We start from the raw sequence: 12,741 nt of genomic DNA, 5'->3' as shown, positions 1-12,741 counted from the left end.
CCCAACGGTCCGCGATCGTGTCGATGTGGCGGTCGCTGCTTGGTCCCGGAAACGGGCGCCGAGATCAACATGACCGTCTCTCGCACACCGACCGCGGAAACCAGGTCGTTGCGCGCGGTCGGCGAGCACCTGCAGACCTGGCGCAAGCTCGACGGCATCGCCCAGGCCCTGGCCGCCGAGCGCGCCGGCATCTCGGTCGCCACGCTCCGCGCCATCGAGCAGGGCGAGTCCGTCAGCACCGAGAACCTGCTACGCGTGACCCGGGTGCTCGGCGTCATGGACGACCTCGCCGCAGCGCTCGACCCCATGAACACCGACCGCGGCCGCGCGCGCCGGCGAGAGGCTCCCGCAGCGGTCCGGATCCGGCGAGGTCGCTGACGGCCGGCGCGGCCGGGGCTCCGCCTAGGGCGTGTTGCTAAACCAGATCCGGTGCCCCGAGGGTCAGGCTTCTGGGTGTGTCGCGTGATGTGATCTCGGACGAGGTGTGGGCCGTGCTGGGGCCATTGTTCCCGGGCGTGAAGGCCACTGGCCGTCCGCCGGTCGACCGGCGCACTGTGGTGGAGGGGACGGCGTGGCGGTTCCGCACCGGGGCGCCCTGGCGAGACCTGCCCGACCGGTTCGGGAACTGGAACACGATCTACAAGAACTTCGACCGGAGGTCCAAGGCCGGAGTCTGGGCCCGCGTGCTCGAAGCTGTCCAGTCGATGGCCCACCAGGCTGGCGATGTTGACTGGGTCGCGTCGATCGACTCCACGATCGTGCGCGTCTACCAGCATGGCGCGACCCTGCCCAGGGACACAGGGGGGCACGATCGAACTACAAGAAGTTCGGCGATGAACCCGCTGATCACGCGATCAGCCGCTCCCGCGGCGGTCTGACGACCAAGACGCACCTTGTCTCGGACGGCAAGGGCCGGGCACTCGCGTTCATTCTGACCGGTGGTTAGGCGGCGGACACGACGATGCTAACCGCCACGCTCGACGAGATCTGCGTGGCTGGTGCGACCGGCCGGCCACGTCAACGCCCAGACCGTCTCCTGGCGGACAAGGGCTACCCGTCCAGAGCGAACAGGGCGTGGCTGCGCGAGCGCGGCATCGCAGCGACGATCCCGGAACGCGACGACCAGATCGCCCACCGTCGCAAACGTCCCGGGCGGCCCATCGACTTCAGCGACGAACAGCAGCAGTGGTACCGGGGCCGCAACCTCGTCGAGCGCTGCTTCAACAAGCTCAAGCAGTGGCGCGGGCTCGCGATGCGCTCAGACAAGACCGCCCGCAATCACCACTCTGGTCAGTGCCTCGCCGCCACCCTCCACTGGCTCACCTGAAGCTAGGCCACCACGGCCTGGGACTGGGGTAGCCCGGGCCTCGGCGGATCGAGGATCAGGAGTGGCCCCATGATGAGCTGCGAACCTCAGTTGTCCATCTCGGGCATCCTGATGGCGTGAGCGATGACTACATCCGGCTGATCCCGACGCAGGTGAGCTGGCAACCCACACGCGCAGCGGCCGTGGCGGCGACGTCCTATGTGGCGAGCTTGTTCTCCGCGCCGAACGGCTCTGCCGACGCCGAGGGCCACGAGTTCTACGACCAGGTGAGGTTCATCGACTCCGGCGTGAACACGTCCGAGGCAAAGTCCCAGCATGCAGCTGCAGCGTCGACCTGGACTGGGTCTTCGAAATGCTGGACGAGCGAGCGAACGACCTTGCCCAGCTCGACGTCGTGACTCCGTGCAGTGGCGCACTGACGTCGTTGAACGATCTGGACTACGACTGGGCGATGGGTTTCGCCAGGTTTGAGATTGGCGTTCTGAATGGCGCCCGGAACGACTACGCGCTCCAGGAAGACGAGCTGGACCACGTCCGTTCGCGCCTCGGCCACGCAGTCCGGCAAGTGCTCGCACACTACTGAACTGCCTGGAACAGCCGGACGCTCGTGGCGGGGATCCGCCCCACGTCGTGTTGCGCGACGTGTCCACGGATGAGGCGAGCCAGCCTGCCCCCGCCGCATAACCGGAATAGCAACACGCCCTAGCTCACCGCCAACGGCACACCCACCAGCGGCGCCGCCGACGACGCCGAGGCACACCGACGTGCGCTGCTGCGCACCGCCGTCCGGGGTCTCTACCGCGCCCAGCTGCACACGAAGGTTGACCTCGCCGCCCGCGCAGGCATCACCCGCCGCACCCTCGTCGCCTGGCTCGTCTAGGTCCTCGCGGGGACGACGCGCAGCGCGTGATGGAGCGAGACGACGCCTGCTGTCATAGCCGCGGGAGCGGCCGAAAAGGTACGTCGAGAAGGACCGCGGAAGAGAAGCGCTCGTCGATCCCGGCGCGAGGCCGCTTCCGCTGGGATCACGGCGTTCGGCACGCCCTCCACGCTGATCGAAGCTCAGCGCTGGACGCTACGACTGCGGTTCTGCGATCGTGCCCCAGGCAAAGCAAAACCCCGGCCGTTTGATCGACTCCCGAGGGAGTTACAGGGACGGTTCCGGGGTGTTGGCAAACACGATACGTGGGAACGGGTGGCATGAGCAAGCAGGACCCCTACGACGCTCTCGAGCCTCACATCAGTGAGCCTCGGCTGCGTCAGTACCTCGGCCAGTTCGCCGGCGACAAGGCCCGGGCGCTGGAGCTGTACCGGTGGAACGCCCAGCTCGCCGCCGCGTTCTTCGTCGACCTCGGCCACCTGGAGGTCGCGCTACGCAACGCACTGGACGCGCGCATGCAAGCCCGCCACGTCGCTCTAGGACTGCCGAACACGTGGCTGGACGACCCCCGCGGGGAGCTCGGCCGCAACTTGCAGGACCCGAAGAAGCACCGCCAGCCCTACCGGGACATCGCGACCGCCCGGGACCGGGTGCGCCAGAATATGAAGGCGCACTCCCACGGGCAGGTCCTCTCCGAGACGTCGTTCGGCCTGTGGCACCAGCTCGTGTCGAAGAGGTGGACCAACCTGTGGCCCGACCTCGCGCACGCGTTTCCGCACGCACCCGACCGCACCAGGGAGACCGTCGCGGACCCGATCAGCGACCTGCGCGACCTGCGTAACCGGATCGGGCACCACCACCGCATCTGGCCGCTGGCCTGCGACCAGCTGCACGACCAGCTGCTCGACGTCGCCGGCCACATCGACCCCGAGCTGCGCACCTGGATCGAAACCAACTCGGTCGTTCCCGCCTTGCTCGCGGCCTCTCCCCTTCTCGTCCCGTAGGGGGCATCGATGCGCACTCTGGGGGCTATAGGCCTTGTCCAGCCCTGCTCTGCACGCCGACCCGGGTGAAGTCATCAGAGGCGTTTCGCAGGGCTCAGAAGCCGCGGGGGTGTCGGCCGCTCGAGATTGAGACGGCACGGCGGCCGACGGCATGGGGTCCGGGTGCAGGGTCAGGATGTACGTCCAGCGTGGGCTCGTGTGGGTAGCGTCAGGAGGACCAAACCACCTCGGCCGGCTGACCATCGGCCTCGGACTCCCGCTGGAGGAGCCATGACGCACCACGCCCGTACTCGACCCCGACCGGATCTACCTCGCGCATGACCGCTGGGTCTGCGGGGGATCCGCCTGTGCGGGCATGGCCGCGCAGCACACCGGCGCCACGACCGGAGGCGCACGCCTGCGCCCCGTCGCGGCCGACGACGTCGCCGACTGGGCGGCGGCTGGCCTGGGCGCGCTCAGGTGCGAGTGCCGCCGCCTGACTGCCTCGCTCGGCCATGGCGACGACGTCGTCATCGAGCGCTCCGCATGAGCACGCACGTGGAGTGGATCGAGGCCGGGCACTTCTCCCTGGGCCTCACGCTCGTCGAGCAGGGCCAACGCTGGGACGGTGAGCCGACCGACGGTGACGGCGACGACGACCACCTCGACGTCAGCGACGAACTCGGCACCGTCTTCGGCTCCGACGACGTCGTCATCCTCACCGGCACCGCGACAGACGTTCGCAACGCCCTCGGCGACGCCCTCGCGCTACTCGACGAGCGCGACGACACCGCCGCCCAGGCGCTCGGCGACGAGCCGTGCCCTGGCCACCGCGACGGACACCACCGCTGGACCCTGACCGAGACGGGGTACGAACGCACCTGGCGCACGACCGTGCACCTCGGCGGACGGGTAACGGCCGTCTACAACGGGACGAGCGACTGGAGCGAGACGGGCGCTGGCGACGACCACCTCAGGTGCGACCTGTGCCCAGCCCCGCCGCGAGGCCGACCGCGACCGCATCAACTGGCACTGACGCAACACCTCGTGCCCCACCCTCGCCGGAGTGTGGGTGGGGCACGAGACGATCCCGCGCATGACTTCAGGGGGCACCATGACCACCACCAGCACAACCCTCCGCCGGCCGAACGCGACTTGGCGACGCCTCAGCACGTTCGGCCAAGCCGCCTTCGCTGAGCTCGTGTTCTTCATCGCGCTGTTCCTGCTCGCGGCCGCGACGAGCATCACCGTCGCGAATACCCTTCCCGGCATCGTCCCGTTCGAAGACGTCCGCGGGCTGCTGGTCATCGCCCTGACAGTGGCACTCGCCCTCGTCGCGGTGCTCGTCGTGATCGAGCTGGTGACACTGCGCCGGCACACCTCCGTCAGAGGCGACTTCGCCCGCGCATGGCGACGCACCCGAGTGTGGATCGGACTCTTCGCCGATCACCTCGGGCTCACACCACGGAACCGCCGCCACGCCGTGCAGCTCCTCGCCGTCGGCCTCGCGGCCGGCCTTCTGGCGTTCGCCGCCAACCTTGCGCTCACCGCCGTCCCGGCGCTCGCGGCCACCGCCGCGCCGGACGCCCGCAACGACGCCGTCGCCGGTGCGCCGTCGTGGGCCGCCGTCCTCTACCTCGCCATCTACTCCCCAGCTTGGGAAGAGGTCTGGCACCGCGGCACGCTCCTCCTGGTCGTAGCAGCGGTGGCCTGGTGGGTGCCTCGGCCCGGCATCAGGCGTGCACTCGTTGTGGGCGCTCTCGTCGTCAGCAGCGTCAACTTCGGTCTGGCACACCTCGACTGGTCGGTGCTCAACGCGGTCACGGCCACCACGAGCGGCCTGCTCTACGGGACCGCCGCCGTGATGACCAGGTCGCTGTGGCCGGCCTTCGTGGCGCACACCGTCATGAACGCCTGCGTCGGTCTCGCCTGGGTCCTCGGGTAGCCGCGCGAAGCTGCGGAGCTGCGCGGACGCTGGACCGGGCGGCATGGCGGTGAGGGTTCCAACGCCTTCCAGAAGTTCACCCGCTCCGGCGTGCCATCGGGAGCTGTTGCTGGCATAGGGTGCCGACGCACCCGCGCTGCGGGTGGCGGCGGCCACTATCGACCGGGCGCCGAAGAGCGGCACCGTGAGGTGAGGGATGTTCCCGACCATCGAGACCAGCGTCAGTCAGATCTTCTCCACCAGCTGGAACATCACTGACGGGACGGTCGTGCCGAAGACCGAGGATGTCGTGCTGCGCAACGGTGGTCGGCGTCTTGACGCGGTGTACCTCTACGCCGACCTGGCAGGTTCGTCCAAGCTTGCGCAGAGCCTCCTTCCAGAAGCGACCGCGAAGATCGTCAAGGCCTACGTGAACACCGCCACCCGCATCCTGCGGCACAAGGGCGGTCACATCCGCAGCTTCGACGGCGACCGGGTCATGGCCATCTTTATGGGCAACGACAAGGAAGACCGCGCGGTGCGCGCTGCGCTCGCCATCAACTGGGCGGTGATCGAAGTGATCCGCCCCGCCATTAGGGATGGGTTCAGCGACGGTGCAGACTTCTGCAACATTCAGCACGGTATCGGCATCGACAGCGGAGAAGCACTCGTCATCCGGGGCGGTATCCGCGACAACAACGACCTGATCTCCATCGGCGCCTCACCCAACGTAGCGGCCAAGCTCAGCGACATCCGCGCACCCGGCCACAGCATCTTCATCACCGACAACGTCAAGGAGCAGCTGAGCGAGGAACACCTCAAGTTCGACAACTTGCAGCAGATCTGGTCGCGCCTGAGCTACCTCCACGACGTCGGAGGAAAGAAGTACACCGTCTGGGGCACGAGCGCCTACTGGGGCATCTGATGGGCCGCAAGACACCAAGCGGCCCAGCGAAAAGCCAGGAGCCGGAGGCGCTCGACACCGCCTGGCGGATCCACGACGCCCAGAGCGACTGGACGGGGAAGGTCGACGCAAAGGCTGCGTTCGCTCTCACGATCCACTCCGCCCTTCTCGTCGTCGTGGTGACCTTGTTCAACCACCTGGGCTCCCCACTCGAGTACGTGCTCTACGGTGCGTGCGTCACGAGCCTGCTCACCGGTGCCGGCCTCGCTGCCAATGTCGTCAGCCCACGACTTCGTAGCCGAGGACTGCGGCAGGGAGCGAACACCAACGCCATCTACTTCGGACACGCTCGCTTCCTCGATCCGGACGACCTCACGCACCGACTCCGCACCCAGGACCCGCTGCCGCAGATCAGCCGCCAGATCGTCACCATGGCCCAGATCGCCTGGACCAAACATGTGCGAGTCGCATGGTCGATCTGGCTAGGGGTGCTCGGCGGCGCGCTCCTGCTCGTCGTGGCCTTGATGACCCAGACAGGCTGAGACCCATTCCACCGAAGGGGTCTTCCGGGGCCTTGATCTCAGCTGGTGGTGTCACTCGACGCCGATCCACTCACCGGCGGGTCGGGCGCAGCGGAGCAGATCCGCCGTACGGCTGTCGTGGTGTGGACGACGACGCCGTCGGCCGGGCCACTGAGCACAGGGCGCGCGGCAAGTTGTTGCTCCCAGGACGAGTTGTCGTGCCCACGCCAGGAACAGACTGCGGCTTGCTGGACCAGGAGCATCCCTCCGCTGCGGGCGATCAGTCCTAGCCTGGGTAGTCACCTTGGCTGGGGGAGAGGGCCCGGTGTCGCCTCCACACAACTCGACGAGGGTCGCCCTGTCAGCGGCTGATCTCGCTTCAGCTTGTGCCCTCGTCGCCGAGTTCTTCGGGCGGCGGTTCTTGCTCCGAAGCGCCTCGCGCGGAGTAAGCGACGCTGATCGCTTGGCGCAGCCGCTCCAGCGCCGCCGCCGCCGCGGGGGTCAGCGCGTACTGGCTGCCGATGAGATGGCCAATCTCGTGGAGCCTCGAGTTCAGTGAAGGATCGACCCCCATCGCACGGTTGGCTGCGTCGATCAGGCGCTTCCGATCGCTCTCGGGGAGCTCCCAGGGGTCGCCGAAGGTCTGGCGGAGATCGTTCTCGACGGCGGACGCTGCCGCGGACACGGTGAGACGGCTCCGGAAGTTGGCGAGCTGCTCCATGGCCCGCTCGGCCTCGACCGCCGCTGCAAGCTCGTCCTCCTCCTCCAGGTTCTGGGACGTGACGGAGATGGCGAGGGCGTCGTCAGCCTTCCTCAAGAGCTCGCGCGTGGAGAGCTGGTAGTACCTCTGGCTTGTCTCGCGCCGGAACTCCGACACCAGCACAGGGTGCGGCACGTCGCGCCCGCCCGGGACCTTCTGCCACCAGTCGCTCTTGGCGTCGTCGGTGATGAGGACGACGTCGGTCCCGTTCTTCCTGGCGTAGGCGAGCACCTCGCACCACAGCAGGTAGTCACCCGCTGCGGCGGCCACGCCACGGCCAGTGATCTTGTGGGCGTCGTCGAACCCCGGGGGTAGGCGCAGAGGCACGCGGACCGTCTCGAAGTCGCGAGCACGCTTCGCGAGTTTCTTCGCCCGAGGGGCTCGGCCGACCTGGTCGTCGTCGAGCAGCGCTTCGAGCTGGGCGAGAACGGGGTCGTCGCTCTGGTCGATGCGGTGCGGGTCGTCCTTCTCGAGCTCATCGAGTCCGTCGATGATCTGCTTGACCAGAGGGTTGACGAGCTCCTTCACGCGAGTGGTCGTCTCGTCGTAGCGGCCCTCGCCCCCGCCGAAGGCCTTCGCGACCTTCTGGAACTCGACCGCCGCGACGCGGACCGTCTCGTACGCGGTACCGATCCCGGCCGCGACCTCGCGACGGTTGCGGTGGAACTCGACGCCCACCTGATGGGGGACGAAGAGCCGGGGGCCGATCGCCTCCAGCACCTTGAGTCGTGTCGTGCGCAACTCCTTGGAGACGCGGTAGAGCCCGAGCAGCACGTTGGTGTCCAGCACGACCGCCGCCTCACGCAGGGCGGCGTTGACCTCGTCGTCGTCGGGCCGCTCGTAGTGGTGGCTGAACTGGGATCGCACGCGCACACGCTACGCCCTCGGCGCTCGCTGTCGGTGGGGGCCGATACGCTCCCGCACGACGACGCCCCGACCGGCTACCCCCTGAGTTGGTCGGGGCTCGTCGCGTCTGGGCTCAGCGGCGCTCGACGGCGTCTGCCCAGAGCCACGCCCACCCCTCGCGTCCCTCGCGCGAGACGTATTCCCCGGCTAATCCGGGTTGGGGAGGCACGCAAGGTTCTCGTCCTGGTGCACCACGATCGGCTGTGGCATGGTGGCGGGGACACACAAGCAGGTGGGCAAGAAGTGGGGGCAGGTCTGTCATGAGAGGTACAAAGATCGCTCGGGCGTCGCTCGTGGGCATCTTGGCGCTGGGGCTCGGGGCAGTGAGCCCGGGGCTCGCGAGCGCTGCGGAGGGCGAGCCGACCCTTGCGGAGCAGGCGGCTGAATCGCTGCCAGCCGGTGAGCTCGCGAAGTGGAACGCCCTTACAGACGACCAGAAGGCCGTTGTAAACACCGTGCTGGAGGATCCGAACTTCGGTGTCCCCGGCGCAGAGGCTCTCGTCGAAGACGAGTACTCGGTGGTCGAAGTGACTGAGGAGTACGCCCCGGAGCTGTCTGCGGTGTCGTCACGGGCTGTGACGACGGCTGCAACGGGCACGCGTACGAGCTGGTACCGCCAGAACTGGAAGATTCTTGGCGTCACCTACGCGCAGGTGCAGACCAACATCAACTACTCCTACAGCGGTAGCCGCGTCACCAGGATCAGCTCCTGCTACGGAGTCATCACGAATTACGTCCCGCTGCGCCAGTGGGACAAGATCAACACGCAGTCCCTGAACTCCGATGGAACAGCCACGTGCCGCACCGAGGTGTGGCTGACGCGTCCGGCGCAGCCCACTCAGCATGGGATCCAGGGCCTGCGGGTGAACGGGAACGGCACGATCATCAAGACGTGGAGCCTCTAGCATGTTTGGTCTGAACGGCATCGAGATCGCTGTCTTCGCTCTGACGATCTGCGCGATAGCCCTCTCCCTCGCCGCGATTCATCGCGGTGGAGACCTCCGACTGGGTCTGGCTGCGATCCTCGCGGCGGTCGTCCTTCCGGTCCTCGGTCCCGTGCTTGCGCTTCTCTATGCAGGAATCGCTCTCGGGCGGACCCGACGCTCACATCATCAGGAGCCTCACACGTCCTGACCCATCGCGGCTGCTCGTTCGCCGCGTCGACCCAGGTGTCACGGGGTCCGCGTCCAGTTGGGCGCGGGCCCCGTGTGCGTCTGGAAACGCGAAACTCCCGGCATCAACTGGCTTCGTTGGCGCCTGCGATGAGGGCGTCGAGGCGTTCGATGAGTTGGTGGTGGCGTTGGGCTTCGCTGATCCAGCCTCGTTGTTCGGCGTCGTGGGCGAGGGCTTGGGCGTCGACGCGTTAGGCGGCGAGGATGGGTAGTGACGAGGGTTCGGTGCGGTAGCTGGGGCAGTGCTCGCAGATGTTGGCGTAGCTGCAGGAGCCCTGCGCGGGTGTTCTGAGGCAGAAGCCGCCTGCCATGCGGGACTTGAGCAGGGGTGTGGTGCGCCAGTCCTTGCCGCCGGTGATGTCGGCCAGCGGGAGCTGGACTCGTTGTCCACTCGTCGACTCAGGACCGCCAACAATGCTGGGTGCCTGCGTCTTCGCGAGCTCGAGCGCGCGGTCGTACTCGCGACGGACGGTGGTGTCGAAGAGGCGTCCGTAGCGCAGGCTCATGCCTGCGCTGGCGTGTCCGAGCAGGGCCATGAGGGATTGCAGGGAGACGCCGGCGTTGACGAGTGCGGTGGCGTAGGTGTGCCGCAGCTGGTGGGTGGTGACGTGCTCCAGGCCGCGGCCCGGGTGGCGCGGTTGAGCTCCTCGCGGATCGCGGCGTTGCTGATGCGGCGGCCGTGGTGGGTGAGGAGGAACTGCGCGGGGCGGCGGTAGCGCGGGTGGCGGATCGGGCGGCCGTGCGAACGGACCTCGATGATGCGGTCTACGAGGGTCTCGTTGTCGAGGGGGGCTATGCGTTCGGTGTCCAGCTTCCCGAGGGGGACCTTGAGCCAGGCGCCGTTGCCATCGATCTCGTGGACGCAGTCGAACTCGAGGTCGAGGAGCTCGCCGATCCGTAGGCCGCAGGCGCGCTGGAGGCGGATCGCGAGAGCGGCGAGCTCGTTCACCGGGTGCTCGGTCAGTGCGGCGGTCAGGCGGCGGTTGACGTCGACGGGCAGGTAGCGCGGCAAGACCTTGGGGAGCCGGGGGATGTCCTCGCGGAACAAGACCTTGCGCGAGGGCGCGGCATCCCAGACCCATTCGGAGATGTCAGTCAGGAACGTGGCCACCGTGGTCACGCGACGGTTGCGGTTCGCGGCAGTGAGGGGCTCGCCGTCGCGCATCCTTGCGGCCTGGGTCAGTGCGGCCAGCCACGGTTCGATGTGGTTGCGGCCGTCCAGGTCGCCGAGGGTCGTCAGGGTGGGGTCGAGCTCGGTGAGGAAGGTGCCGAACTGGTCGAGCTTCGTCGCGATGGACGTGACGTGGTGCGGGCTGCACGTAGCTCGCTTGCGTTCCGGGTAGGCGATCATCTCCGCCCGGATCGGCGCGGTGACGCCGGCGAGCCGGTCGTCGAGGTCCTGGGCGGGGCGTCCGGGCTGCGTGGGCAGGGTGTCGAGGACGCCGAGGTGGTAGAGCACGCGGTGGGTGTTGCTGATCGCGGACAGGTAGTGCTCGTGCACGATGCCGGTGCGTTGTCGGCGTTCGTAGCAGGCCGCGGTGAACTCGTTGAGATCGTCGAGGGTGAGTTCCTCGAGGCGTCGGCCGGTCTGGATCAGCAACCGGGCCGGGACCTGGGACCCGGTGGCGATGCGGGTGCGGACCGCGAACCCGATCGTCTCGGCGGCGTCGAGGAAGCGGTCGATCTCGCCGCGCAGCGGGCTCGTGTTGATCTCGCGCCAGAACGGGGTGAGGGTCCGTTCCAGCAGGTAGTCGTATCCTGGGTGCAGCCGGTTGTGGAGCATGAGGAAGGTCAGAGCCGGGCGGGTGTCCTTGTCAGCGGCGAGGCGGTCTGTCAGCGACAGGCTCGCCCATGCTTGTGGTTCGGGCCAGGTTTGGAAGAACTTGCGTGCCGCGCGCTTGAAGTGCGCACTGGTGCGGCCGGTCGCCGCGAGGTGCGCGAGGTAGGCGTCCCGAAGGTCGTCACCGAGCAGATCCCTGAGCGCGTGGTCAGGCGTCGCGCGGGCGGAGGCGTTCGTAGGCGGCATCGAACTCTGCTTTCACGTGGGCCGGGGCGAGATGGACGTAGCGGGCGGTGGTCTCGACGTGCGCGTGACCGAGCAGCGCCTGGATGACGGCGAGGTCGACGCCGGCTTCGGCCAGGGTGGTGCCGAAGGTGTGGCGCAGGGCGTGCGGATGCCCACCGGCGACGCCGGTGAGTTCGCGGTGGTAGCGGAAGATCGTGCGCAGACCGGCCAAGGTCAGGCCTTGGCCTTGGTTCGGCCCCTTGGCGACGAGGAACAGGCGGTCGCTGTCGGACTCAGGGCGCTCCGCCAGCAGGTAGGCGTCGATCACCGAGGCGACGTGCCCGTCCAGCGGGACACGACGCTGACGGGAGCCCTTGCCCGTCACGGTGACCCACCGGCCGCCGATGTCGACGTCCTTGACATTCAAGGACAGGACCTCGCCCGACCGCAGCCCGCACCAGAGCATCAGGCCCGCGATCGTACGGTCGCGCCAGGTGCGAAGGCTTCCGACCAGCACCTTCGCGTCCTGCGGCGACAGTGAAGCGGGAAGCCGCTTCGGTTGGCGCAAGCGCAGCGCCGAACGAGGCGCCCGCCGGCGCCTCCTGTGCGCGAGCAGGCCCGTCCGTTCGCCCGGTGCGGTCCAGCGGGCGTCACGGCCGCGCGGGACCGGGTTCGCCCGCCCCGGCGAGCGCAGCCCGGCGAACGCGAACATGCCCGAGACCGCGGCCAGGCGCCGGTTGATCGTGGCCGCGGCGTACCGGTCCAGCCGTTGCCCCGTCATCGTGACCACGTTCGGCCCCGGCCGACCCGGCACCCTCGCTTCACGGCACGCCCGCAAGAAGTCCAGCACATCGGGCGTCGTCACCGCGGCCAGGTCGAGATCCCCGTCGGAGAGCCACCGACAGAACGCCAGCAAGTCGTACCCGTACGGCCGCACCGTCGCGCGCGAGTAGTGCCGATCCAGCAAGTGACTCAGATACTCGTCGACGAGCCGGAACGGGTCCGCGCCCTCGCCCGCGAGACCCCAGCTCTCACCGCGCTGCTCCAGCCGCAACGCGGCCATGGCGTCCATGGCGTCCATGGCGTCCATGCGCCACAGGTGTAGCACAGCCCACCCCTGCCGCGATAGACCTCCTGGCGACGCATCTAGCCCGCTGACCTGCACAAACGCAGGCGATAGCCGGTTAAGAGGTAGCGCACGTGGACCTGGCGGCGCGCCCACGCGACGGCCTCGCCGTCGACGCGGGCCTCGCCGCTCTGGCGCTGCGTGATCCACGCGCGCACGGGATACCCTCGGGCGGGCGCGCGATCGCCACGCCGCGGCGCGCGAGCTCTGGCGCTTCTTCCGCGTGGTCGCGC

12 protein-coding genes and 2 pseudogenes are annotated in these 12,741 nt (G+C 68.4%); 10 read left to right on the top strand and 4 right to left on the bottom strand.

Going from position 1 to position 12,741, the window contains the following annotated elements:
* Nucleotides 1-69: 69 nt before the first annotated feature.
* The 9 genes and pseudogenes from B9L22_RS11970 (at nt 70) to B9L22_RS11935 (ending at nt 6,560) form a co-directional block, all read left to right on the top strand.
* On the top strand, nt 70-378 hold the full coding sequence (locus B9L22_RS11970; protein ID WP_086150519.1) for a helix-turn-helix domain-containing protein: 309 nt from the start codon (nt 70-72) through the stop codon (nt 376-378).
* A 71-nt stretch (nt 379-449) separates the two neighbouring features.
* A pseudogene (locus tag B9L22_RS11965) lies at nt 450-1,327 on the top strand (IS5 family transposase).
* Nucleotides 1,328-1,443: 116 nt separating this feature from the next.
* Nucleotides 1,444-1,725, top strand: coding sequence for a hypothetical protein (locus tag B9L22_RS19755; RefSeq protein ID WP_143317266.1), 282 nt, complete (start codon nt 1,444-1,446; stop codon nt 1,723-1,725).
* Between the two features lie 802 nt (nt 1,726-2,527).
* Nucleotides 2,528-3,211: an Abi family protein gene (locus B9L22_RS11955; protein ID WP_086150517.1), complete on the top strand. Its 684-nt coding sequence runs from the start codon at nt 2,528-2,530 to the stop codon at nt 3,209-3,211.
* A 355-nt stretch (nt 3,212-3,566) separates the two neighbouring features.
* Complete coding sequence (locus B9L22_RS20065; RefSeq protein WP_158097201.1) at nt 3,567-3,740, top strand: hypothetical protein; 174 nt, start codon at nt 3,567-3,569, stop codon at nt 3,738-3,740.
* The gene (locus B9L22_RS11950; RefSeq protein ID WP_086150516.1) at nt 3,737-4,387 is read left to right on the top strand and encodes a hypothetical protein; all 651 of its coding nucleotides are present in this window, start codon (nt 3,737-3,739) and stop codon (nt 4,385-4,387) included. Before B9L22_RS20065 ends, B9L22_RS11950 begins: the two co-directional genes overlap by 4 nt.
* A complete protein-coding gene (locus B9L22_RS11945) occupies nt 4,305-5,135 on the top strand; it encodes a CPBP family intramembrane glutamic endopeptidase (protein ID WP_158097200.1) in 831 nt (276 codons plus the stop codon). Before B9L22_RS11950 ends, B9L22_RS11945 begins: the two co-directional genes overlap by 83 nt.
* A gap of 196 nt (nt 5,136-5,331) precedes the next feature.
* Complete coding sequence (locus B9L22_RS11940; RefSeq protein ID WP_086150514.1) at nt 5,332-6,039, top strand: adenylate/guanylate cyclase domain-containing protein; 708 nt, start codon at nt 5,332-5,334, stop codon at nt 6,037-6,039.
* On the top strand, nt 6,039-6,560 hold the full coding sequence (locus B9L22_RS11935; protein WP_086150513.1) for a Pycsar system effector family protein: 522 nt from the start codon (nt 6,039-6,041) through the stop codon (nt 6,558-6,560). Before B9L22_RS11940 ends, B9L22_RS11935 begins: the two co-directional genes overlap by 1 nt.
* A gap of 358 nt (nt 6,561-6,918) precedes the next feature.
* Here the strand turns inward: B9L22_RS11935 and B9L22_RS11930 are convergent, their stop codons facing one another.
* Entirely contained in the window at nt 6,919-8,166 is a 1,248-nt protein-coding gene (locus B9L22_RS11930; RefSeq protein ID WP_143317264.1) for a PIN-like domain-containing protein, read from the bottom strand.
* Nucleotides 8,167-8,465: 299 nt separating this feature from the next.
* On the opposite strand from B9L22_RS11930, the gene B9L22_RS11925 reads away from it, so the two are divergent.
* Nucleotides 8,466-9,110: a hypothetical protein gene (locus tag B9L22_RS11925; RefSeq protein WP_086150511.1), complete on the top strand. Its 645-nt coding sequence runs from the start codon at nt 8,466-8,468 to the stop codon at nt 9,108-9,110.
* Nucleotides 9,111-9,568: 458 nt separating this feature from the next.
* Here the strand turns inward: B9L22_RS11925 and B9L22_RS20520 are convergent, their stop codons facing one another.
* The 3 genes and pseudogenes from B9L22_RS20520 to B9L22_RS11910 all read right to left on the bottom strand — a co-directional run bounded on the left by B9L22_RS20520 (nt 9,569) and on the right by B9L22_RS11910 (nt 12,472).
* A complete protein-coding gene (locus B9L22_RS20520) occupies nt 9,569-9,913 on the bottom strand; it encodes a hypothetical protein (RefSeq protein ID WP_233140095.1) in 345 nt (114 codons plus the stop codon).
* Nucleotides 9,914-9,916: 3 nt separating this feature from the next.
* A pseudogene (locus tag B9L22_RS20515) lies at nt 9,917-10,542 on the bottom strand (tyrosine-type recombinase/integrase); the annotation flags it as partial.
* Nucleotides 10,543-11,365: 823 nt separating this feature from the next.
* Complete coding sequence (locus B9L22_RS11910; RefSeq protein ID WP_233140061.1) at nt 11,366-12,472, bottom strand: tyrosine-type recombinase/integrase; 1,107 nt, start codon at nt 12,470-12,472, stop codon at nt 11,366-11,368.
* Nucleotides 12,473-12,741: the final 269 nt, after the last annotated feature.

Source organism: Cellulosimicrobium sp. KWT-B (genome assembly GCF_002127155.1).
GTDB classification, from domain to species: Bacteria; Actinomycetota; Actinomycetes; order Actinomycetales; family Cellulomonadaceae; genus Cellulosimicrobium; species Cellulosimicrobium funkei.
This window is presented reverse-complemented; position numbering and strand designations above follow the sequence as displayed.